Annotated in this window: 19 protein-coding genes; 8 read left to right on the top strand and 11 right to left on the bottom strand. The window is 71.5% G+C overall.

Translation table 11 applies throughout. The features are described from left to right. Positions 1-428 precede the first annotated feature (428 nt). The gene (locus ACIQM3_RS01765; RefSeq protein ID WP_401617448.1) at positions 429-1,256 is read left to right on the top strand and encodes a C40 family peptidase; all 828 of its coding nucleotides are present in this window, start codon (positions 429-431) and stop codon (positions 1,254-1,256) included. Between the two features lie 66 nt (positions 1,257-1,322). Here ACIQM3_RS01765 and mptB read toward each other — a convergent pair whose 3' ends face one another. Then, positions 1,323-2,816 carry a polyprenol phosphomannose-dependent alpha 1,6 mannosyltransferase MptB gene (gene mptB / locus ACIQM3_RS01760; protein WP_401617445.1) on the bottom strand — a complete coding sequence of 498 codons (1,494 nt, stop codon included), beginning with the start codon at positions 2,814-2,816 and terminating at the stop codon, positions 1,323-1,325. A gap of 65 nt (positions 2,817-2,881) precedes the next feature. Continuing rightward, positions 2,882-4,165 carry a geranylgeranyl reductase family protein gene (locus ACIQM3_RS01755; protein ID WP_401617442.1) on the bottom strand — a complete coding sequence of 428 codons (1,284 nt, stop codon included), beginning with the start codon at positions 4,163-4,165 and terminating at the stop codon, positions 2,882-2,884. 97 nt (positions 4,166-4,262) lie between these two features. On the opposite strand from ACIQM3_RS01755, the gene ACIQM3_RS01750 reads away from it, so the two are divergent. Further along, positions 4,263-4,781, top strand: a complete 519-nt coding sequence (locus ACIQM3_RS01750; RefSeq protein WP_401617439.1) for a GNAT family N-acetyltransferase — start codon at positions 4,263-4,265, stop codon at positions 4,779-4,781. 16 nt (positions 4,782-4,797) lie between these two features. Here the strand turns inward: ACIQM3_RS01750 and ACIQM3_RS01745 are convergent, their stop codons facing one another. Further along, the gene (locus ACIQM3_RS01745; RefSeq protein WP_401617436.1) at positions 4,798-5,490 is read right to left on the bottom strand and encodes a demethylmenaquinone methyltransferase; all 693 of its coding nucleotides are present in this window, start codon (positions 5,488-5,490) and stop codon (positions 4,798-4,800) included. 53 nt (positions 5,491-5,543) lie between these two features. Between ACIQM3_RS01745 and ACIQM3_RS01740 the strand changes: the two genes are divergently transcribed. After that, positions 5,544-5,738: a hypothetical protein gene (locus ACIQM3_RS01740; protein ID WP_401617433.1), complete on the top strand. Its 195-nt coding sequence runs from the start codon at positions 5,544-5,546 to the stop codon at positions 5,736-5,738. A gap of 159 nt (positions 5,739-5,897) precedes the next feature. Next, complete coding sequence (locus tag ACIQM3_RS01735; RefSeq protein ID WP_401617430.1) at positions 5,898-6,719, top strand: DUF3152 domain-containing protein; 822 nt, start codon at positions 5,898-5,900, stop codon at positions 6,717-6,719. Positions 6,720-6,759: 40 nt separating this feature from the next. On the opposite strand, the gene ACIQM3_RS01730 is transcribed toward ACIQM3_RS01735, so the two are convergent. From ACIQM3_RS01730 to ACIQM3_RS01715, 4 genes are all read right to left on the bottom strand, one after another. Further along, positions 6,760-7,407 (bottom strand): imidazolonepropionase-like domain-containing protein, encoded by a 648-nt coding sequence (locus ACIQM3_RS01730; RefSeq protein ID WP_401617427.1) that lies wholly within the window; start codon positions 7,405-7,407, stop codon positions 6,760-6,762. Between the two features lie 7 nt (positions 7,408-7,414). Beyond that, positions 7,415-8,614, bottom strand: coding sequence for a cyclic dehypoxanthinyl futalosine synthase (gene mqnC, locus ACIQM3_RS01725; RefSeq protein ID WP_401617424.1), 1,200 nt, complete (start codon positions 8,612-8,614; stop codon positions 7,415-7,417). 72 nt (positions 8,615-8,686) lie between these two features. Further along, positions 8,687-10,354, bottom strand: a complete 1,668-nt coding sequence (locus tag ACIQM3_RS01720) for a serine/threonine-protein kinase (RefSeq protein WP_401617421.1) — start codon at positions 10,352-10,354, stop codon at positions 8,687-8,689. 424 nt (positions 10,355-10,778) lie between these two features. After that, positions 10,779-11,657 (bottom strand): menaquinone biosynthetic enzyme MqnA/MqnD family protein, encoded by an 879-nt coding sequence (locus ACIQM3_RS01715; protein WP_401617418.1) that lies wholly within the window; start codon positions 11,655-11,657, stop codon positions 10,779-10,781. Between the two features lie 285 nt (positions 11,658-11,942). Between ACIQM3_RS01715 and ACIQM3_RS01710 the strand changes: the two genes are divergently transcribed. The 3 genes from ACIQM3_RS01710 to ACIQM3_RS01700 all read left to right on the top strand — a co-directional run bounded on the left by ACIQM3_RS01710 (position 11,943) and on the right by ACIQM3_RS01700 (position 15,979). Further along, on the top strand, positions 11,943-12,146 hold the full coding sequence (locus ACIQM3_RS01710; RefSeq protein WP_003967102.1) for a cold-shock protein: 204 nt from the start codon (positions 11,943-11,945) through the stop codon (positions 12,144-12,146). A 488-nt stretch (positions 12,147-12,634) separates the two neighbouring features. Then, on the top strand, positions 12,635-15,592 hold the full coding sequence (locus ACIQM3_RS01705) for an AfsR/SARP family transcriptional regulator (RefSeq protein WP_401617415.1): 2,958 nt from the start codon (positions 12,635-12,637) through the stop codon (positions 15,590-15,592). A gap of 201 nt (positions 15,593-15,793) precedes the next feature. Beyond that, entirely contained in the window at positions 15,794-15,979 is a 186-nt protein-coding gene (locus ACIQM3_RS01700; protein ID WP_401617413.1) for a hypothetical protein, read from the top strand. Positions 15,980-16,261: 282 nt separating this feature from the next. On the opposite strand, the gene ACIQM3_RS01695 is transcribed toward ACIQM3_RS01700, so the two are convergent. Both ACIQM3_RS01695 and ACIQM3_RS01690 read right to left on the bottom strand, forming a co-directional pair. After that, entirely contained in the window at positions 16,262-16,414 is a 153-nt protein-coding gene (locus ACIQM3_RS01695; RefSeq protein ID WP_401617410.1) for a hypothetical protein, read from the bottom strand. 23 nt (positions 16,415-16,437) lie between these two features. Further along, positions 16,438-16,974 carry a hypothetical protein gene (locus ACIQM3_RS01690; RefSeq protein ID WP_401617407.1) on the bottom strand — a complete coding sequence of 179 codons (537 nt, stop codon included), beginning with the start codon at positions 16,972-16,974 and terminating at the stop codon, positions 16,438-16,440. 225 nt (positions 16,975-17,199) lie between these two features. Here ACIQM3_RS01690 and ACIQM3_RS01685 point away from each other — a divergent pair, with 225 nt between their 5' ends. Then, the gene (locus tag ACIQM3_RS01685; protein WP_401617405.1) at positions 17,200-17,871 is read left to right on the top strand and encodes a hypothetical protein; all 672 of its coding nucleotides are present in this window, start codon (positions 17,200-17,202) and stop codon (positions 17,869-17,871) included. 6 nt (positions 17,872-17,877) lie between these two features. On the opposite strand, the gene ACIQM3_RS01680 is transcribed toward ACIQM3_RS01685, so the two are convergent. After that, positions 17,878-20,256, bottom strand: coding sequence for a PQQ-binding-like beta-propeller repeat protein (locus ACIQM3_RS01680; protein WP_401617402.1), 2,379 nt, complete (start codon positions 20,254-20,256; stop codon positions 17,878-17,880). A gap of 194 nt (positions 20,257-20,450) precedes the next feature. Then, on the bottom strand, positions 20,451-21,245 hold the full coding sequence (locus ACIQM3_RS01675) for a VOC family protein (protein ID WP_401617400.1): 795 nt from the start codon (positions 21,243-21,245) through the stop codon (positions 20,451-20,453). Positions 21,246-21,527: the final 282 nt, after the last annotated feature.

The raw sequence follows: 21,527 nt of genomic DNA, 5'->3' as shown, positions 1-21,527 counted from the left end.
GGGCGACGGGTTCTTCTCGGCCGGGCCATCCACCCGGAGGACTACGCGAGCGCCGACGGGGGGTCAGGGAAACGGACATGACTCCCCTATGGGGCACGTCGTCGCCAGGTGGTGCCCCGCCTCGCTCCGCACGCGGCGCGCGACCGCGCGGTTGCCTCTCACAGGAGAGTCATACTGTGACCTGCATCACTTCATGCACGCTTCAAGAAAAGCGGGCTTGGCCAACCGTGTGAACGGATGGTAAGCGACGGGCAATTAGGGCGTATTGAAAGAACACCGTGATCACAGGGGTGCATGGACGTGCCCGTTTTGTCCGTTAGGGCGTCAATAAGGGCCCGTAATAAGCGGATTCATAGATTCCGAACGTAACTGTGTCGCAACACACGTTTCTTGATGGGACCCCTACGGCCCTGATAGCGCTAGTACTCATGTCCCACACCGCTCACATACCCAGCCACCGGAAGCCCCGCCAGCGTGCCTCGAAGACGGCGCTGCGGGCAGGAGTTGCCGGTGGCGTCCTCAGCACCATCGCGGTCGCGGGTGCCGCCGGTCCGGCTCAGGCCGAGCCGGTGACCCAGACCATCGAGATGCCCACCATCACGGCCGGGCTCTCCACTTCCGTCGCCGCGTCCGCGCAGGCAACCCAGGCGGTCGCCCTCGACCTGGAGACCCAGGCGAACGAGGACGCCGCCGCCGAGACCGCCGCCAAGGCCGCCAAGAAGGCCAAGGCCGAGGCGGTCCGCAAGGCCGAGGCCAAGAAGAAGGCCGAAGCAGCCGCCGAGGCCAAGGCGGAGGCCGCCGAGCGCGCCTCCCGCACCGCCGAGCGCACCACGCTCAGCGCGGCCTCCGACTCCTCGTCGTCCTCCTCTTCTTCCTCCTCCTCCTCGTCGTCGAGTGCCACCGGGTCCGCCGCGTCCGTCATCGCGTTCGCGCAGTCCCAGATCGGCGACGCGTACGTCTCCGGCGGCACCGGCCCGAACTCGTGGGACTGCTCGGGCCTGGTCCAGGCCGCCTTCGGCTCGGTGGGCATCGACCTGCCGCGTGTCTCGCAGAGCCAGTCGACGGCCGGGACCCAGGTCTCGCTCGACAACCTCCAGCCCGGCGACATCCTGTACTGGGGCGGTGCCGGCAGCGCGTACCACGTCGGGATCTACGTGGGCGGCGGCGAGTTCGTCGGTGCGCAGAACTCCAGCACCGGCGTCGTGCAGAAGTCCCTGGACTACGACCCGCCGTCGGGCGCCGTCCGCGTTCTCTGATTCACAAGCTCCGCACGCCTGAGCACGACCGCGGGCCGTCACTCCTCCGCCCGGAGTGACGGCCCGTCATCGTGCCCGGCCGGCGTCCGCTTCCACGTCCGCCTCCGCCGTGGCTTCCGCCGGCAGGCGCTGGCCCGGCACCTGGCCGCGTTCCGGTTCGGCCTTCTCCCTGCGCAGGAGCACCAGGCCCGCCACGCACACGACGGCGGCCAGCACGAAGCCGTACGGCGGGGTCGAGCCCTTGGGCTGCGTCTCGTAGACGAGCGCGGCCGACAGCACGGTCACTGCGGCCACCGCCCGGCCGCCGCTCATGGTGGCGGCGAGCACCGCCGTGGCCCACAGCAGGTACCACGGCTGCACCATCGGCGAGAGCGCCACCAGGGCCAGCAGCGCGAGGCCCAGGGCGGGGACGGGTTCCGTACGCCCGGTCGTCGCCTGCCAGGCGAGGCGGGCGATGAGCACCAGGGCGACCAGCAGACCGAGGTTCTGCACGGCGGACTTGACCGGATCCGGGTCGGTCCCGGCCAGCAGCCGCAGGAGTTCGCCCAGCCCCAGGCCGAGGTCGCTGCTGACGGACAGCGCGGTGTGGATGCGTCCCGCGACGCTCTGGGTCCCGATCCAGCCGAATCCCGTGCCGCCGAGGAACGTCACGCCGACCACGACCGCCCCGGCGACCAGCCCGGGTGCCAGCAAGCCCTTCGCCACCCGCCGTACGACCGGCCCGCTCGTGGCCCGGCCCACCACGATGCCGACGAAGAGCAGCGCCACGGCAGCGGGCGACTTGACCATCATCGCGAGCCCGACGAGCGCCGACCCGGCGATCCAGCGCCCGCGCAGGGCCAGCAGCACACCGGCCAGCATGAGGCCGGTCATCAGGCCGTCGTTGTGGACGCCCCCGACCACATGGATGAGCAGCAGCGGGTTCAGTGCCCCGAGCCACAGGGCGGAGCTCTCGTCACGGCCGTGCTCCCGGGCGAGATTCCGCAGGGCCCACACGATCAGCACCAGTGCGCCCAGGGCGATCAGACGCATCCCCAGCACGGCCGGCACGATCGTGCCGCCGGTCGCCCACGCCACGCCCCGCGCCAGGACGAGGAAGAACGGGCCGTACGGCGCCGGGGTGTCGGTCCAGTGGCCGCCGACGCTCGCCGCGGCGTCTCCGCCCGGCCCGCCGGGGTCGAGGACGGACGGGCCCGCCTCGTAGACGTCATGGCCTTCGAGGACCATCGCGCCCTGCGCGATGTAGCTGTAGACGTCCGCGCTGTGGAGCGGTGGCGCCAGAACGAGCGGGGCGGTCCACCACGCGAGGGTGACGAGGGTGTCGCGTACGGAGGCTCCCGCCCTCCCGTGCAGCCACCAGGCGACGACGAGCACGGTCAGTCCGCCGTACGCCAGGGCGTAGCCCACGGCGGTCACAGCGGGCCCGTGAGGAACCCACAGCCCCCACGGGTCGTGCGCCGGCAGCGTGCCGACGGCCCAGCCGCCCAGCGCGACCGCCAGTGATCCGGCCGCGCCGAGCCGTCGGCAGCCGCCGGTGGTCCGTGCCCCTGTTGCCCCCATGGCCCGAACCTATCGCAGGCAGGGCCGCGGGGTCCGGGGCCCTGGTCGTCCCCGGGCCCGTCAAATCAGGCCTTCGGGGCGACCTTCGAGAGGCCGTTGATGATGCGGTCCATCGCGTCGCCGCCGGTCGGGTCGGTGAGGTTGGCGAGCATCTTCAGCGTGAACTTCATCAGGACGGGGTGGGTCAGACCGCGCTGCGTGGCGATCTTCATGACCTTCGGGTTCCCGATCATCTTCACGAAGGCGCGGCCCAGCGTGTAGTAGCCGCCGTAGGTGTCCTTGAGGATCTTCGGGTAGTTGTGCAGGGCCAGTTCCCGCTGGGCGGGCGTGGCGCGGGCGTGCGCCTGGACGATGACGTCCGCGGCGAGCTGGCCCGACTCCATGGCGTAGGCGATGCCTTCGCCGTTGAACGGGTTGACGAGCCCGCCCGCGTCACCGACGAGCAGCAGGCCCTTGGTGTAGTGCGGCTGGCGGTTGAAGGCCATCGGGAGCGCGGCGCCACGGATCGGCGTCGTCATGTTCTCGGGGGTGTAGCCCCAGTCCTCCGGCATGGAGGCGCACCAGGCCTTGAGCACCTCGCGCCAGTCGAGCTCCTTGAAGGCGGACGAGGAGTTGAGGATGCCGAGGCCGACGTTGGACGTGCCGTCGCCCATGCCGAAGATCCAGCCGTAGCCGGGCAGCAGACGGTCCTCGGCGCCGCGCCGGTCCCACAGCTCCAGCCAGGACTCCAGGTAGTCGTCGTCGTGGCGGGGCGAGGTGAAGTACGTACGGACCGCGACGCCCATCGGGCGGTCCTCGCGGCGGTGCAGGCCCATGTGGAGGGAGAGCCGGGTGGAGTTGCCGTCGGCGGCGACGACGAGCGGGGCGTGGAAGGTGACCGGGGTCTTCTCCTCGCCCAGCTTCGCGTGGACGCCGGTGATGCGTCCGGTGCGCTCGTCCTTGACCGGCTCGCCGACGTTGCAGCGCTCGTACAGCCGGGCGCCCGCCTTCTGGGCCTGGCGGGCGAGCTGCTCGTCGAAGTCGTCGCGCTTGCGGACCAGACCGTAGTCCGGATACGAGGCGAGGTCCGGCCAGTCGAGCTGGAGGCGGGAGCCGCCGCCGATGATGCGCAGGCCCTTGTTGCGCAGCCAGCCGGCCTCTTCGGAGATGTCGATGCCCATGGAGACGAGCTGCTTGGTGGCGCGCGGGGTGAGGCCGTCGCCGCAGACCTTCTCCCGGGGGAAGGCCGTCTTCTCCAGGAGGAGGACGTCGAGTCCGGACTTGGCGAGGTGGTACGCGGTCGTGGAGCCGGCTGGGCCCGCTCCGACGACGATCACGTCCGCGCTGTGCTCGGAGAGGGGCTCGGTCACGGTCGGATCTCCCGAAGACTCGAATTCGCGTGCCGCGCGGCACATGTCGCGTGCAGTCTATGGGTGCCTGCTGATCAACCTTCCGAAGGGCTCCCCGATGCCGCACGTGCCTGACTCGACTCCGTCCGTCCATCTGCGTGTCCCCACCGACGAGGACACCATGGCCTGGCACCGGGTGTTCGCCGATCCGGAGGTGATGGAATTCCACGGCGGCCGGGCGGCTGAGTACTCCGTGTACGAGGAGTTGACCGCCCGCCAGCGCCGGCACGACGCGGAGCTCGGCCACTGTCTGTGGACGGTGCTGGACGACGCCGGGGAGGTGCTCGGCTTCACGGGCGCCCAGCCCTGGCCGCACGAGTCGTTCGGACCGGTGGGCGAGATCGAGATCGGCTGGCGTCTGGGCCGGGCCGCCTGGGGGCACGGCTACGCGACCGCCGCCGCGCGCGCCACGCTGGAGCGGATGAAGGCGCTCGGGGTGCGGGAGGTAGTCGCGATGATCAACACGCGGAACGCCCGCTCGGTGGCGGTGGCCGTACGCCTCGGCATGCGGCAGGCCGAGACGTACACCTCCCCGGTGACGAAGCAGGAGGCGTACTGCTTCCGGCTGGAGCTCTGAATCCGGCCGGGGGGCCTCAGTCGCGCACGCCCCGGTGGAGTGCCACCACTCCACCGGTGAGATTGCGCCAGGCCACCTTCGACCAGCCGGCCTTCCGCAGCAGCGTCGCGAGGCCGGCCTGGTCGGGCCAGGCGCGGATCGACTCGGCGAGGTAGACGTAGGCGTCCGGGTTGGACGACACCGCCCGCGCCACCGGCGGCAGCGCGCGCATCAGGTACTCGGTGTAGACGGTCCGGAAGGGCGTCCAGGTCGGCTGGGAGAACTCGCAGATCACGACCCGGCCGCCGCGCTTCGTGACCCGGTACAACTCGCTCAGCGCGGCACCGGTGTCCTGGATGTTGCGCAGCCCGAAGGAGATCGTGACGGCGTCGAAGGTCTCGTCCTTGAACGGGAGCTTCGTGCCGTCGCCCGCGGTGAACGGCATCCACGGGTGGCGCGCCTTGCCGACCCGGAGCATCCCGATCGAGAAGTCGCAGGGCACCACATAGGCGCCGGCCCGGGCGAACGGCTGTGAGGAGGTGGCCGTGCCGGCCGCCAGGTCGAGGATCTTCTGGGCCGGGCGGGCGTCGACGGCCCGGGCGACCTCCTTACGCCAGAGCCGCGCCTGTCCGAGCGACAGCACGTCGTTGGTGAGGTCGTAGTTCGCCGCCACGTCGTCGAACATCGAGGCGACTTCGTGCGGCTGCTTGTCCAGGGATGCTCGGGTCACCCTCCCATTCAAGCAGCCCCGCCCCCGATATCCGGCGGCGGCGGGAGCGACGCGTGGAACGGTCTTTCGATTTCGGGAACAGCGACGCCCGAATCGTCGTCTCCTCCGATGAGAAGAAAGGGGTTTCCGCCCCGTTGGCACCCCAGCAACTCCTGGACTACGGACGGGAGAACGGACCGCTGGACGGTGCGCGGAAGGCGGACGGGCACCCGGTGCTCGAGGAGCAGGTCAACGTGCGGGGCGGATGATCATCCACCCTGGACGACCACACCGAGACCACGGATACTCACCACAACATGCACAGTGACGACACACATCGAATACGGAACGCCGCCGGCTCCCGGCGGGGGGCCGGGACACCCGCTCCGAGATCCAGACCCTCGCGCGCACAGTCCCGGAAGCGCTCCATGGCCCTCCGAAAACGGACGCGGCGACGGCGTGCGCTCCTCGCCGGGGCGGTGGTCGCGGTGGCGGCGGCCGCGGCCTTCCTCTACGCAGACCCACCGTGGCAGGACGACGGCGCCGCCGTGGCGGCCGACCGGACCACCCCGCCGTCGGCCACGACCGCACCGGAGGCTTCGGCCTCACCGAAGGCCCTGGTGAGCCCCGAGGCGTCGAAGTCCCCCACGGCCTCACCGAGCGCCGAGGAGTCCGTCGATCCGGACTCCGTGCCGGAGTCGGGCCCCGGCACCTTCACCGTGGCCGGCGAGGGCACCTCGTCCGGCGGCGGCGGCAGCCGCTACCGCGTGGAGGTGGAGGACGGCATCGGCGTGGACCCCGACAGCGCCGCCGAGGACGTGGCGGAGATACTCGCCGACCCACGGGGCTGGAGCAAGGGCGGGACCCGGACCTTCACCCGGGTCGACGACGATTCGGCCGGACTGGTGATCAAGATAGGGACGGCGAAGACCACCGACCGGCTCTGCGGACAGTACGGGCTGAACACCGGGGGCGAGGTGAACTGCCGCGGCGGGAAGAACGTCATGGTCAATCTGGACCGCTGGCAGCTGGGTTCGCCGACCTTCGACGGTCCGGCGACCGAGTACCGCGCCCTGATCATCAATCACGAGGTGGGCCACTGGCTCGGGCACGGTCACGAGACCTGCCCCGGCGCCGGCAAACCGGCCCCCGCGATGATGCAGCAGATCAAGGGGCTCAAGGGCTGCACCTCCAACGCCTGGCCGTACGACGGGAACGGCCGCTACCTGGGCGGCCCGTCCGTGCCGTAGGCCGCGTCGGCCCGGTGCGCCGGTCCCCGCGGGGCGGCCCTCACCGCCGCCGGTGGACCAGCCGTCCGCCGAGCACCGTGGCGACGCAGGTCCCGGCGCCCGCCGCGGCCAGCGCCGCCTCGTCGGGCACGTCGAAGACCGCGAGGTCGGCGCGGCCGCCGACCGTGAGTGGGGCGTGCACGGAACCCGGCAGGTCGCGGCCGCGGGCGAACGGATCGAGGCCCGGCCCGCCGCGGAGGCCGCCGGGAGCCCCGGCCACCGCCGTGAGACCCGAGCGGGCCACGGCGGTGCGTACGGCGTGGTCGTCGAACGGGCCCGCGACATGGGTGGTGCCGTGGCTCAGCATGCGCTGCAGCCCTCGGCGTACGCTGCCGGCCCGGCGGGGCTCGTCCATCCGCCCGGCCAGCCGCTCGAAGTCCGCCCCGGTCAGCGGCTGTTCGCCGAGCTCGTCCGCCTCGCGCGGGTCGGGGTGGTAGCAACGGGTCAGCAGCGGGACGGCGTCCCACTGGCGCAGGCCGGGGGTGAGGACGCCCGGCCACTGCCGGACCCGGGCCCCCGGGTGCTCCACGGTCACCACGTCGTACGGGCCGATGGCCACGATCCGGTCGCCGTCCACCGCGACCGCGCCGCCGTCGACGCCTGCCGCGCCGACCGGAAGGACCAGCGGCGCGGCGTGGATCGTCAGCACCGAAACGTCAGTTGGCGTTCAGGAGCTTGAGCTCCGGGTGCGCCGTGCCGCCCGCGATCGCCGTGGACGAGATGTGCGAGACGACGCGCTCGTCGACCGGGTCGTTCGCCGGGTCGTCGTGGACGACCAGGTGCTCGTAGGTCGTGGCGCGCTGGGCGGGGACGCGGCCCGCCTTGCGGATCAGGTCGATGATCTCGAGCCGGTTCGAGCGGTGCTTGGCACCGGCCGAGGAGACGACGTTCTCCTCCAGCATGATCGAGCCGAGGTCGTCCGCGCCGTAGTGCAGGGAGAGCTGGCCGACCTCCTTGCCCGTGGTCAGCCAGGAGCCCTGGATGTGGGCCACGTTGTCGAGGAAGAGCCGGGCGATGGCGATCATCCGCAGGTACTCGAAGAGGGTGGCCTGCGTCTGCCCCTTCAGCTTGTTGTTCTCCGGCTGGTAGGTGTACGGGATGAAGGCGCGGAAGCCGCCCGTGCGGTCCTGGACGTCGCGGATCATCCGCAGGTGCTCGATGCGCTCGGCGTTGGTCTCGCCGGTGCCCATCAGCATGGTGGAGGTGGACTCGACCCCGAGGCCGTGCGCGATCTCCATGATCTCCAGCCAGCGCTCGCCGGACTCCTTGAGCGGGGCGATCGCCGTACGCGGCCGGGCGGGCAGGAGTTCGGCGCCGGCGCCGGCGAAGGAGTCGAGGCCGGCGGCGTGGATGCGCTCGATGGCCTCCTTCGCGGAGACTCCCGAGATGCGGGCCATGTGCTCGATCTCGGAGGCGCCCAGCGAGTGGATGACGAGCTGCGGGAACACCTTCTTGATCGCGGAGAAGTGCTCCTCGTAGTACTCGACGCCGTAGTCCGGGTGGTGTCCGCCCTGGAACATGATCTGGGTGCCGCCGAGCTCGACGGTCTCCGCGCAGCGGCGCAGGATGTCGTCGAGGTCGCGGGACCAGCCCTTGGCGGTGTCCTTGGGCGGCGCGTAGAAGGCGCAGAACTTGCAGGCCGTGACGCAGACGTTGGTGTAGTTGATGTTGCGCTCGATGATGTACGTCGCGATGTGCTCCGTACCGGCGTAACGGCGGCGGCGCACGGCGTCGGCGGCGGAACCCAGGGCGTGCAGGGGAGCCGACCGGTACAGGTCGAGGGCCTCTTCCGGAGTGATCCGGCCGCCTTCGGCGGCTCGGTCGAGGATGGGCTGGAGGTCGGCCTTCTCGGTCACCGGGCTGTCACCTTTCGGCGGTTTTTCAACGGATCTACGGACCGATCCAGCGTACGCCAGCCCTTACCGGGGTCAGCCGCCGGACCGGCTGAGGGTGCCCTTCGGGTTGCCCGCGGCCTCCTCGTGGGACTCGTAGCGCAGGGTGTCGTCGGAGGTGAGGGTGAAGACGAGGTCGGCCTCGCCCCCGGTGCACAGCGCGCCGGTGCGGGCGTCCGGGTCGGCGCGCTCCCTGATCTTCAGCTCGGTGGCCGTGCCGGAGACGAGCGTGCCGATGCCCTTGCAGACGACGGTCGTCCCGAGCGCGTCGAACCTGTACGACAGCCGGACCACCTCCTCGTTCCTCTTCCCCTCGACGAAGACGGCGGTGACCGTGCCGTGCGGCGCGCCGCTGCGTTCGGTGGCGGAGCCCTTCCAGGTGCCGGCGAACGCCTTGGGCAGCGTGCTCACCGGTGCGGAGGGCGCGGGGGTCTTCGACCCGGCGTCCGTCGGCTTCTGCGACTGGCCGGACGCCGGGGGCTCCGCGGCGTCGTTGCCGTGGTCGTTGCCGCCGCCGCCCGGGAACAGGTCCCCCAGCGTCGCGACACCCACGGTCACCACGGCGAGCGCCCCGGCGACGGCCAGCGCGACGGTGCAGCTGACCCGCCGCCCCCGCCGCCCGCCGGGCTGCCGGCCGGTGTCCACGGTGACGCCGATCCGGGCCTCGGGGTCCCGCTTGCCCGGCGTGTCGGCGTGGGCCGGGGGCTCGGCCGGCGGGGGCGGCAACGGCGGGCCGAAGGTGCCGGGAGCCGCGCTCCCCAGTGAGGCGTTGCTGAACGGCACCGGCCCGGACCGCACCGGTGCGTCCTGCGGCTCCAGGTCCAGCAGGGCCACCGCCGACGTGCTGACCTCACGCACCAGCGGGCCCGGCAGCCAGCCCGGTGCCACCAGTGCGGCGGCCCCGCCGGGCGCGAGCCTGCGGGCCAGTTCGGCGGGGGCGGGCCGGTCGGCCGGGTCCTTGGCGAGGCACCCGGCGACCAGCTCCCGCAGTTCGCCCTCCAGGTCCCCGAGTTCGGGTTCCTCGTGCACCACCTTGTAGAGGAGCACAGCTGAGGAGTCACCGGGGAAGGGCGCGGTGCCGGTGGCCGCGTAGGCGAGGACCGCGCCGAGCGAGAAGACGTCGGCCGCCCCGGAGATGTCCAGGCCGCGGATCTGCTCCGGTGCCATGTAGCCCGGCGAGCCGACGGAGACGCCGGTGGAGGTGAGGGAGACCGTGGCGCCGAGGGCCCGGGCGATGCCGAAGTCGATCAGCCGGGGGCCGTCCAGGGCGAGCAGGACGTTGGACGGCTTCACGTCACGGTGGATCAGGCCGTGCGCGTGTACGGCGTCGAGCGCCTCGCCGAGCCCGGCCCCCAGGGCCCGTACCGCGTACTCGGGCAGCGGGCCGTGGCGGGTGACCGCGTCGGAGAGCGGGGGCCCGGCCACGTAACCGGTCGCGACCCACGGCACGGCCGCGTCGGGGTCGGCGTCGAGGACCGGGGCGGTCCACCGCGCGCCGAGGCGCCGCGCCGCGTCCACCTCGCGGCGGAAGCGCGCGCGGAACTGCTCGTCGAGGGCGAAGTGGGGGTGCACGACCTTGACCGCGACGGTGCGTCCGCCCGCGCTGCGGCCCAGATAGACCCGGCCCATCCCGCCGGCGCCGAGTCTGCCGAGCAGCCGGTAGGCGCCGATGGTGTGCGGTTCGCCGGCTTCCAGCGGCTGCATACGGTCTCCCCCTGTGGTCCCCGGGACTCGGACGGCAGCCTAGGCGGCCCGGGTCGCACGGTCACGGAGACCCCTTCCGCCGATATCGCCCCTATGGGCACGAAGCAGGGATTTCGCCACACGGAAAGGCGTGAATACGTCGTTCGTCCGCACACCCGGGGTTCACCGGAGGGAAACCGGAAGGCGTTACGGGAGACGTCCGCTATTCCTCCGCGCGTCCTTGGGGAGGCCCTCCGCGACAGAACTCCGGACATTCGCGCCCTTTCAAGGGAACGGAATGGAGCAGTCGCGCGTCAGGGCCCGCCGGGAGGAAAGGGCGGCCGGGGAAGGAAGGCCCCCGGGGGGAAGGCCCGGGAACGCGAGGGAAGGCCCGGGAAGGTACGGGATTCACCTTCTCTCCCGCACCATTCCCGTGTGTCCGGGGTCAGCCGCCGAGCAGCTCGACCTTGACGTCCGCCGGGAAGCCGGTCGTCGGACCCGTCCGCCGGGCGAACTCACGCACGCCCGCCAGCTGGTCCGGACCGAAGCGGAAGTCCAGGGTGGTGAAGTAGCGCTCCAGCACCTCGGCGTCGAAGGCCTCCCAGCGCGCCGCCTGCTCGGCCACCTTGGTGACCTCCTCCAGCGAGACGTCACGGGAGGCCAGGAACGCCTCGTGCACCTTCTCTACGTAGTCCGGGTGCGAGGCCAGGTAGTCCTTGCGGGCCGCCCAGACGGCGAAGACGAACGGCAGACCCGTCCACTCCTTCCACATCTGGCCCAGGTCATGGACCTGCAGCCCGAGCCTGGGGGCGTCGTGCAGGTTCGCTCGAAGAGCGGCGTCGCCGATGAGGACGGCGGCGTCGGCCTCCTGCATCATCAGGCCGAGGTCGGGCGGGCAGGTGTAGTAGTCGGGGGCGACGCCGTACCGCTCGGCGAGCAGCAGCTGGGCCAGCCGTACGGAGGTGCGCGAGGTCGAGCCGAGCGCCACCCGGGCCCCGTCCAGCTGCTCGAGGGGCAGCTGGGACACGATCACGCACGACATCACGGGGCCGTCGCAGCCGACGGCGATGTCGGGGAGGGCGACCAGGTCGTCGGCGTTGCGCAGGAACTCGACCAGGGTGACGGGACCGATGTCGAGGTCCCCCCTGACCAGCTGCTCACTGAGTCTTTCCGGGGTGTCCTTCGAGAGCTCGAGGTCGAGCAGGGTTCCGGTCCGCGCCAGGCCCCAGTAGAGGGGGAGGCAGTTCAGGAACTGGATGTGGCCGACGCGCGGCCTGCTGCGACGGTCGTCGCCTTCTGCGGGAGAGACGGTTGAATTGTCCACATCGCGAGGCTAGACCTGCCCCTCCCGGCCGGCATCATCGGGGCTCCCGGAGTGCTCCGCGGGGGCTTTGTCCGTCAGCTCTCCGACGGCTCAATCAAACATCCGGGTGAAGTGATCTTTCCCTCTACCGCTCCCCACAGACTGCGTGCTAGGCTCGCCGCAAGTTGCAGTTTGGTTTCCCTTGCAGTACAGAGCCTGCGGAGCATGTAACCCGCAGGCTTTTGTAGTTTTCAGACTTGTTTGCAGGTTCTGGAGCAGGGCAACCCTTTGGCCCAAGGAGGGCTTATGGCTACCGGAACCGTCAAGTGGTTCAACGCTGAAAAGGGCTTCGGCTTCATCGCCCAGGACGGCGGCGGCCCGGATGTCTTCGTCCACTACTCCGCGATCAACGCGTCCGGGTTCCGCTCCCTCGAGGAGAACCAGGTCGTGAACTTCGACGTCACTCAGGGACCCAAGGGTCCGCAGGCTGAGAACGTCACCCCGGCCTAGTTGCCCGGGTCGGCCGATCGCGGCCGAGTGAGCAGTACCCAAGGAGCCCCGCTCCCCCGCTTCGGCGGAGGAACGGGGCTCCTGCCTTTCCACCCCGGTCTTTCCAAAAGGGGTCCTGCGGTGCGGCCGGCACCCCGGCCGTCGGTCCCGGCTCCACCACGGTGCCGCGGCGCATCACCAGCACCTCGTCCGTGACGTGCTGGACGACCGCCGGGTCGTGGCTGACCCGGAGCGCCCGGGAGATCTCGCCGGAGTGCCCCGAGGACCGCGAGAAATGGGTCACCGAACTCCAGCTTCCCCTCATCGGCTGACCTGACGTCACCCTCCGCACAGGCTCTCGCTCCCCAATCATGTCGAGGGCCTGTGCAGAGGACCACCCGATACTGACGAGCCCGCCCATAACAAGGCAGACTGTTGACCGCGATACCAACGGTATGCGGCAGAGCGGGATCAGCAGGACCGGCGGGGCAAGCAGGACAGGGGGCATCATGGACCGCGACAACGGACCCGGTGTGCGCGTTCCGGAGCAGCGCACTCCACGGGAACGGCCGGCCGGCGCCGGACTGCGCTTCACCGTACTCGGCCCGGTACGCGCCTGGCGCGGCAGTGAACTCCTGCCGTCCGGGTCCCCGCAGCAGCGCGCCCTGCTGGCCGCCCTCCTTCTGCGCGACGGCCGCACGGCCACCGCCGGCGAACTCATCGACGCCCTCTGGGGCGACGACCCCCCGTCCCAGGCACTGGCCACCGTACGGACGTACGCCTCCCGGCTCCGCAAGATCCTGGGCCAGGACACCCTGGTCAGCGAGTCCGGGGGCTACGCGGTCCGGATCCCGCGCGAGGCACTCGACCTGACGCTCGCCCAGGACCTGGCGGCGGAAGCGGAGAAGGCACGCGGCGGCGGGGACCGCGGCCAGGCCCGCACCCTGATCAACAACCTGCTCGGCCTCTGGGACGGCGAGGGCCTCGCCTCCCTCCCCGGCCCGTACGCGGAGAACCAGCGGACCAGCATGGAGGAATGGCGTCTCCAGCTCACCGAGACCCGGCTGGACCTGGACCTGGAGCTCGGCTGCCACGCGGAGGCGGTCTCCGAACTCACCGCCCTCACCGCGGCGCACCCCCTGCGTGAACGGCTCCGCGAGCTCCTGATGGTCGCCCTGTACCGCAGCGGCCGGCAGGCCGAGGCACTCGCGGTGTACGCCGACACCCGCCGCCTCCTCGCGGAGGAGCTGGGCGTGGACCCGCGCCCCGAGCTCGCCCAGCTCCAGCAGCGGATCCTCCAGGCCGACGAGGAGCTGGCCCACCCCGCCGACGAGCCGGCACCGGTCACCGCCGTGATCCGCCCGGCCCAGCTCCCGGCCACCGTCCCGGACTTCACGGGCCGCGACGCGTTCGTACGCGAGCTGGGCGCCCGGCTCGCAACCGCCGAAGGCTCCGTGATGGCGGTCTCCGCGCTCGCCGGCATCGGCGGCGTCGGCAAGACGACCCTCGCCGTGCACGTCGCCCACCAGGCCCGCCCGTACTTCCCGGACGGCCAGCTGTACGTCGACCTCCAGGGCGCGGGCGCGCGGGCCGCCGAACCCGAGACCGTCCTCGGCGCGTTCCTGCGCGCCCTGGGCACCGCCGACTCCGCCATCCCTGACTCCCTGGACGAGCGGGCCGCGCTCTACCGCTCCACGCTGGACGGCCGCCGCGTCCTGATCCTGCTCGACAACGCCCACGACGCGGCCCAGATCCGGCCCCTCCTCCCCGGCACGGAGGGGTGCGCGGCCCTGGTCACCAGCCGCGTGCGCATGGTCGACCTGGCCGGTGCGCACCTCGTGGACCTGGACGTGATGTCCCCCGAGGAGGCCCTGCGGCTCTTCACCCGCATCGTCGGCGACGAACGTGTCCAGTCGGAGCGTGAAGCGGCTCTGGACGTGGTGGCCGCGTGCGGGTTCCTGCCGCTGGCCATCCGCATCGCCGCCTCCCGGCTGGCCGCCCGCCGCACCTGGACGGTCTCGGTGCTGGCCGCGAAGCTCGCCGACGAACGCCGCCGCCTCGACGAACTCCAGGCGGGCGACCTCGCGGTGAAGGCCACCTTCGAGCTCGGCTACGGCCAGCTGGAGCCGGCCCAGGCCCGCGCCTTCCGTCTCCTGGGCCTGGCGGACGGCCCCGACATCTCCCTCGCGGCGGCGGCCGCCCTCCTGGACCTGGACCCCCACACGGCGGAGGACCTCCTGGAGGCACTGGTCGACACCAGCCTCCTGGAGTCCGCCGCCCCGGGGCGCTACCGCTACCACGACCTGGTGCGCCTCTACGCGCGTGCGTGCGCGGAGCGCGACGAACAGCCCCCGGCGGGACGGGAGCTGGCGCTGTCGCGGCTGCTGGACTTCTACCTGGCCACGGCGGCGGGGGTGTACGCGCTGGAGCGGCCGGGGGACCGGCTTGCGGACCACCGGGAAGCCACGCAGTACGCCGGCCTCTCCTTCGCCAACCGGCACGACGCACAGGACTGGCTCTACACCGAGGCCAACTCACTGCTCGCCTGCGTGCGTCAGTCCTCCAACCAGTACATGCTCCGCCGCGCAGTAGATCTGCTCTGGGCCGCCAAAGACTTGGCCGAGTCCGGAGCGAACTCCAAGCAGTACGAGGCTGCCGCCACCGTCGTGCGTGATCTGGCACACGAGATGGGCGACGACCGGGCGGAAGGGCGCGCCCTCACCACCCTGACCAACGTGCGTCTCGTGGCAGGACGATTCGACCAGGCCGAGCAGGATGCCCAGCGTGCCATGGCGCTCGCACGGGCAGCCGACGATCCGCTGCCGAATTGCTGGGCCCCGAACGATCTGGGGATCATCGCGCTTTACCAGAACCGCCACTCCGAGGGAGAGGCGTATCTCCAGCAGGCCATAGCGAACTTCCGAGCCGATGAGAACCGGCCCGGCGAAGCAAGCGCGCTGTGCAATCTGTCGCGGATCCGTCTCGCGATGGGGCGTACCTCGAGTGCCGTGACATTGGCGCAGCAGGGCATCGACATCTACGACGGCATGGGCCATGCCCTGCGCGGTGCCAACGGCCGGTACGCACTGGGTCTCGCTCTGACCCAGCGTGGGCATCTCTCCGATGCTGCGGAGCAGCTCGAGGAGGCCCTGGCTGTCTTCCGTGACAGCAGGCAACGGCTCTGGGAAGGCATGGCGCTCTTCCGTCTGGCCGAAGTGGACTTGGCGGCGCACGTACCGGCGCAGGCAGCGGTCAAGGCCGAGAAGGCTCTCGCCGTCCTGCGCGGGATCGGCGGGGAGTGGCGAAGGGGCAACGTGCTGACGGTGCTCGGGAAGGCTCTGTGCGACATCGGTCAAGCAGGCCGGGCCCAGGTCTGCTGGCACGAAGCTCTGGTCATATATGAGGGTCTGGGTTCACCCGAGGCAGCGGAGGTACGCACGCTGCTCAGCCCTGCCGCCGCTGCCTGACTTCGCCATAAGAGGCGTTCATCGTTCGTTTATCGCGACCCGGCATTCTCTCCCTTGTCGAACCGTCGCGTCGGGGGGCAGGCGGCCCGGCACACGCCGCAGGGATAAGTTGAGCGGCCATGAAGGCCCGCCCGGGGACCCACGGGGGAGTTGCCGGGCGGGCCCGCCGAACGCAGGCAGCAATTCAGGGAGCTGATGACGATGACTGATGCAGAGAAGAAGCCCGTTGAGGCCAAGCCGCTTGACAACCACGCCACCGGCGAAGAGGTAACGACGCTGGACAACCACGCCACCGGCGAGGGAATCACCACACTGGGCGACAACCACGCCACGGGCGGCGAGGCCAAGCTGCTGGACAATCACGCCACGAGCGAGCCGGCCAACTAGACCTGACCCGCACGGGGAGCGGCCGCGGCGGCGCGGAGGGGGAGCCGTCGCGGCCGCCGCATGTCCCCGCGTAAGAAGGAGGGCCCGAGCCGGTCGGCTCGGGCCCTCCTTCGTGCTCCCCTGTCACCACGCCCGGACCTGGACCTCCGGCCGGCACAGCTTCCGCATGTCCTCCTCGTCCGAGGTGAAGACCGCGACCCGTCCTGGCTGCCGCCCCAAGAGAATTGAGAGCGCCGCTCGTGAAAGCGCCTCGCAGTCGAGCACGTAGCAGACCACCGGACATCAAGCAGTCCCGCGGCCGTCGGCCTGCGCTTCGCGCTCCTCGAACCATCGCTCGATCTCACGTCGCCCCGCTTCCGCCGCCGCCGGCTCGGCCTCCGTCAGCTGCCCGTGCTTCTCCTGCATCCACGAGCTCGCCCAGCCGTTCGTGCTCACGCTGACTCCCATACCGACCGCAGTCAGTACCGCAGCTCCGCCGTCACCACGCAGCGCCTCACCCGGGAGACCGAGCGCGGGCTGTCCATGGGGACCGAGATGATCTGCTTCTCGCCGGCCTCGAGGCCGATGTCGGCCCTGCCCGTGTCGACGGTCAGCCCCTTGGCGTCGACGAACGTCACGTCCACCTCGTACGTGTGCTCGGTCATCGCCGTCGAGCGGATCTCGACCGACGAGGCGGTGTACGCCCTGCGCTTGCCCTTCTTGGGCTGTGCGCAGCGGATGACGCGCAGGGAGGGTGACTCGGAGGCGGTCGCGGCGGGAGTGGCCGACTCGTACGTGGAGCCGCCGGACGAGCTCGACGAGCTGTCGTAGTCATCGTCGTCGTAGTCGTGGTAGCTGCCGTTGCTCTTCTTGGAGCTGGAGCAGCCACCCCCGCTCGAACCGCCGCTGCTCCGGCTCTTCCCGCTCTTGCCGCCGTGGCTGGACGTGGAGAATCCGGTGAGCGCGAGCACCACCACGACCAGTACCGCCGCGAACCTCATCTGTCGCCGCATCATTGGCGCGGCCCCCCTTGCTGTAGTCGGCTTCCCGGCCGTCGCACGGCCGCGCGACACCGTAACGCACAGCATCCCGGGCGATTACCCATGGTCCCGTCATGACCCTGTCACGGTCTCGTCATCGTCTCCGATGGCAGGGAGGATCGGCCCGGCGTAGCGTCGAGCGCGGGGAGCGGTGCGCACAGCCGTGCGCCTTGCCGTGCGCCTTGGCCCGGGAGGCTGTCGATGATCCGCAATGTCCTCGGCTCCGTCGTAGCGCTGGTGGGAGCGGCGGCGGCCGTCCAGAGCCCCTTCCACAGCTGGTTCAACGACCGCCTGGGGCGGGACTATCGCGTCCAGGACCTGTTCAACGGCATCAGTGGCGCCTCGTCGTCCGTGATGGGCTCGATCCTGCTGCCGTTCCTCTTCGCCGCCCTGGTGACCCTCGTCGGGGTCGTGTTCCGCTCGCGCTGGATCGTGGCCCTCGCAGGCCTGATCGTGATCGGCTTCACCGTGCTGTGGATGGTCCGGCAGGGCCAGGAGGCGGGCAGCCTCACGGTCGACGGCGACGGGCAGGGGCTGCGGTGGGGCGTCGCGCAGGCGCTGGCGGGCGGACTCCTGCTCCTGCTGGGCGCACTGCTGATGTCGGGGCGGAAGAAGCGCGCGGCCCGGGCGGGGCACACCGCCGAGCCCTACCCCGTGCCGCCGGACGACCGTCCCGACACCTGGCCGCCGACGCAGGAGCCGGGGCCTGCCGCGTACACGTCTCCCGGGCCGGAGCCCGAGGCGGATCCGTACACCGGGCCGGGCCGGCACCGGGCGTCCCCCGCCGACGAGGACACGGCCCAGTACCCCGTCCAGCACCCCGACGAGGGGGACCCGCAGGACCGGGACCGGTATCACCCGCCCCACCCCTGAGGGGCGTCAGGCCCGGGCCCTGTTTCCCGTCCCCGTGCCCTTGAGCGCGTCCAGGGCGTACACGCAGCGGTCCTTGCTGCACGCGTAGACGACGCCCGCCTGTGCCACCGGGGAGCCCGTGATCTCGCCGCCCGTGGCGAGCTTCCAGCGGAGCTGGCCACCTGCCGCGTCCAGGGTGTAGAGGACGTGGTCCGCCGAACCGAAGTGGACCCGGCCGTCCGCGACCACCGGTGCGCCCACGACCTCGCCGCCCGCCGCGAAACGCCACTTCGGCGTGCCGGTGACCGCGTCCAGGGTGTACAGCGCGCTGCCGCTGCCGACATGCACGTTGCCCGCCGTGACCAGCACGGGCTCGATGGACTGCCGGGCCTCCGTCGCGATCCGCCACCGGTCCTTGCCGGTGGCGGCGTCCAGGGCGTACACGGTGCCGAGGTAGTCGGCGAGGTACACCCCGCCGCCGGTGACCGCGGGTCCCGGCGCGAAGGCGGGCGGGGAGAGGAAGACGGCCGGTGACTCGAAGTGCCAGCGCACCCGGCCCGAGACCGTGTCCACGGCCAGCACCCGTGTCCCCGCCGCGACGTACACGAAGCCGTCGGGCGCGGGTGTGATCCGGACCGGGACCCCTCCGCAGGAGGCGGCGTCGCCGACGGGGTAGGACCACCGCTCCGTGCCGGTGCGCGCGTCGACGGCACGCAGCCGGGCGTCCTGCCACAGGAACACCGTGCCGTCGTGGATGACCGGACCGGCCTCCGCCGTCTCGAAGTCCGTCTGGACTCCGGAGGTCTCCCACAGCTTCTCGCCGCTGGACGCCTCCCAGGCCTGTACGCCGCCGCCTCGCGTCCCGGTCAGGACCGTGCCCCGGTCGGCCTTGAGGGAGTAGACCCAGGCGTCGGTCTGGAGCCGCCACCGCTCCGCGCCGGTCGCCGCGTCCAGGGCGTACAGGGACGGGCCGTCCGAGGCGTGGATCCGGCCGCCGTCGACCGCCATCGACCAGGCCACGTCGCGGGTCTTGAACTGGCGGCGCCCGTTGCCCACGTCCAGGGCGTGGACCTCGAAGGACGTCACGTAGAGCAGGTCGCCCACCACGACGGGCGTGCCCCACACGTCGTTCGACATACGGAAACGCCACGGCCGCCAGCGCTCCGGTGCGGCGGGTGCCGCGTCCGGGGCCGGTGCCGGGGCGGGCACCGGGGCGGCCGGCGCCGCCGAGGTCTGTTCTCCGGGTGCCCGCACCCAGCCGGTGGCCGGGTCGGCGTGCGCGGCCGCCGGACCCCGTACGTCCACGGGGCGCGGCCCGGGTCCGATCGGCACCTTGGCGTTGGGCAGCCGCACGGGGCCGCCGTCGGGGGCGGGCGCCGACACGGGCGCGGGGGCCGGCGCTGTCCGCAGATCGCCGCCGCTGCGCCACGCCCCGTCCCAGTCGGCACGGGGCGGCGGCTGGGACGGGGGCGGCGGCACGACCACGGGGGCGGGTGCGACGGCGACGGCACGGCCACCGCCGCGGCGCTGCTCGATCATCGCGGTCGCGACGGTCGGCAGCCAGGCCGACGCCGTGCCGCTGTCGTCGCCGCCGGAGGCGAACAGGTGCGGGGCCAGCTGCGACTGCAGGTCCGCGGGGCTGGGTCGCCGGGCCGCGTCCATCTGCATGCAGGACTCGATGAGCGGGCGCAGATCGTCGGGCAGCCCCTCGGTGTCGGGGCCCTCCCGCAGCAGCATGAACACGGTCTCGACCGGATTCGCCCCGTGGAAGGGTGCGTGTCCCGTCGCCGCGAAGACGAGGGTCGAGCCGAGCGAGAACACATCGCTGGCACCCGTCACGCTGCGCGAGTCGCGGGCCTGCTCCGGAGACATGTACGCCGGCGTGCCCACCGCGACGTTCGTCATGGTCAGCCGGGTGTTGGAGACGCCGGACGCGATACCGAAGTCGATCACCCGCGGCCCGTCCTCGACGACGAGGACGTTGGACGGCTTCAGGTCGCGGTGGACGAGACCGGCCCCGTGGATCGACTGCAGGGCCTCGGCGATCCCGGCGGCCAGCCAGCGCACGGCCTGGGTCGGCATCGGCCCGCACTCATTCACTATCTCCTCGAGGGAGGGGGCGGGGACGTAGGCGGTGGCCAGCCAGGGGACGGCCGCCCTCGGGTCGGCGTCGACCACCGCGGCGGTGTAGAAACCGCTGACCGCACGAGCGGCCTCCACCTCACGCGTGAAGCGGACCCGGAACAGCTGGTCCTCCGCCAGTTCCGTACGGACCGTCTTGATCGCCACCCGCCGGCCCGACGCCGAACGCGCCAGATAGACCAGCCCCATGCCGCCGGCCCCGAGCCGTCCCAGCACCTCGAACGGGCCGATCCGCCTCGGGTCATGCTGCGTCAGCTGCTCCACTTGCCTGCCACCTCCCCGTACGGACCTCAGGAACAGAAGCCCGCGAAATCCCGCCCTGTGCAGCGTCTCACCACTGGGCACCACTTGGCGGTGCGCACCCTGATTCTTCCTGGCTCGGGGCCCGGTTGCGAACCCGGGGGCGGAACGGAGTGTTGTGTGGCACTCCATCCCTTTCAGGACACCTCCAGAAATCCCTACGGCAGCAGCTCGGTCGGCTGGAGCACGGCGAAAGCCGCACCCTGGTCGTCCTGGAGGACCGCCATCCGCCCGTACGGGATGTCCAGGGGAGGCGCCGTGATCCGGCCACCGAGGCGTGCGGCGGCCTCGGCTGTGCCGTCGCAGTCGACGACGGCGAAGTAGCTGAGGAAGTAGCTGGGCAGCATCGCGGGAAACGCGTCCGTGATGACCGCGCGCCCGCCGACCGCGGTGTCCTCACCGGGCTCGGTCCCGGCAGGGGACCAGGTCCGGAACGGCTCGGCCGCCCCGGTGTCGCCCGGCAGTTCGATGTCCGTCCCCTGGAAGCCGAAGACCTCCTCGTAGAAGGCGTCCACACGCTCCGGCTGCCGGGTGTAGACCTCGGTCCAGCAGAAGGCCGCCGGCCTGTTCTGCTTCTCGAAACCCGCGCGCTCGCCCGCCTGCCAGAGACCGAAGACCGCGCCGCCGGGGTCGGCCGCCTGGGCGAGGACCCCGGCGGCGCCGGCCCGCACCGGGTCGGTGATCACCTGGCCGCCCGCCTTCCTGACCAGGGCCACGGTGGCGCGGATGTCGTCGGTCGAGAAGTAGACGCCCCAGGTCGTGGGCATGCGGCCGTCCCGCTTGGCCGCGAGCGCGGCGACGAGCTCACCTTCGCTGTACGCGTCCGCGAACGGCATGCCGTCGCCCGCCCGGAAGGTCCAGCCGAAGAGCCCGCCGTAGAAGCGCTTGCCGGCCTCCAGGTCGGAGAGCTGCACATCCACCCAGCAGGGCGCGGACTGCGCGAATACGGCCATGGCCCGGGTCCTTCCGTCGCATGGATCACCGTGACGCCCGTCACACTCAACGTAGCGTCGGGGGCCTTCCGGCGCGCCCCGAGGGGTTGAATAGAACCTTTGCCCGAATCGTGAAGGTTCTGCGACCTGCGTGGACAAGGTTGTCCACCGAAGTTATCCACAGGCTGTTGATAACAACATCCCACCGGAGCTCCTGCGGCGCGGCAATGAAGAGCAAATCCATAAACAGGTACGCCCGGCGAAAAGCGGATCACACAGCTCCGGGAATTGCGCTGTTCACCC

This window comes from Streptomyces sp. NPDC091271, assembly GCF_044757505.1.
In the GTDB taxonomy this organism is placed as follows: Bacteria; Actinomycetota; Actinomycetes; order Streptomycetales; family Streptomycetaceae; genus Streptomyces.
This window is presented reverse-complemented; position numbering and strand designations above follow the sequence as displayed.

Bases quoted from the DNA above. Each gene is read 5' to 3' on its own strand.
- ACIQM3_RS01765 (WP_401617448.1), top strand. From the start codon at position 429: ATGTCCCACACCGCTCACATACCCAGCCACCGGAAGCCCCGCCAGCGT.
- ACIQM3_RS01685 (WP_401617405.1), top strand. From the start codon at position 17,200: ATGATCCGCAATGTCCTCGGCTCCGTCGTAGCGCTGGTGGGAGCGGCG.
- ACIQM3_RS01675 (WP_401617400.1), bottom strand. From the start codon at position 21,245: ATGGCCGTATTCGCGCAGTCCGCGCCCTGCTGGGTGGATGTGCAGCTC.
- ACIQM3_RS01720 (WP_401617421.1), bottom strand. From the start codon at position 10,354: ATGCAGCCGCTGGAAGCCGGCGAACCGCACACCATCGGCGCCTACCGG.
- ACIQM3_RS01750 (WP_401617439.1), top strand. From the start codon at position 4,263: ATGCCGCACGTGCCTGACTCGACTCCGTCCGTCCATCTGCGTGTCCCC.
- ACIQM3_RS01705 (WP_401617415.1), top strand. From the start codon at position 12,635: ATGGACCGCGACAACGGACCCGGTGTGCGCGTTCCGGAGCAGCGCACT.
- ACIQM3_RS01735 (WP_401617430.1), top strand. From the start codon at position 5,898: ATGGCCCTCCGAAAACGGACGCGGCGACGGCGTGCGCTCCTCGCCGGG.
- ACIQM3_RS01710 (WP_003967102.1), top strand. From the start codon at position 11,943: ATGGCTACCGGAACCGTCAAGTGGTTCAACGCTGAAAAGGGCTTCGGC.
- ACIQM3_RS01700 (WP_401617413.1), top strand. From the start codon at position 15,794: ATGACTGATGCAGAGAAGAAGCCCGTTGAGGCCAAGCCGCTTGACAAC.
- mptB (WP_401617445.1), bottom strand. From the start codon at position 2,816: ATGGGGGCAACAGGGGCACGGACCACCGGCGGCTGCCGACGGCTCGGC.
- ACIQM3_RS01690 (WP_401617407.1), bottom strand. From the start codon at position 16,974: ATGATGCGGCGACAGATGAGGTTCGCGGCGGTACTGGTCGTGGTGGTG.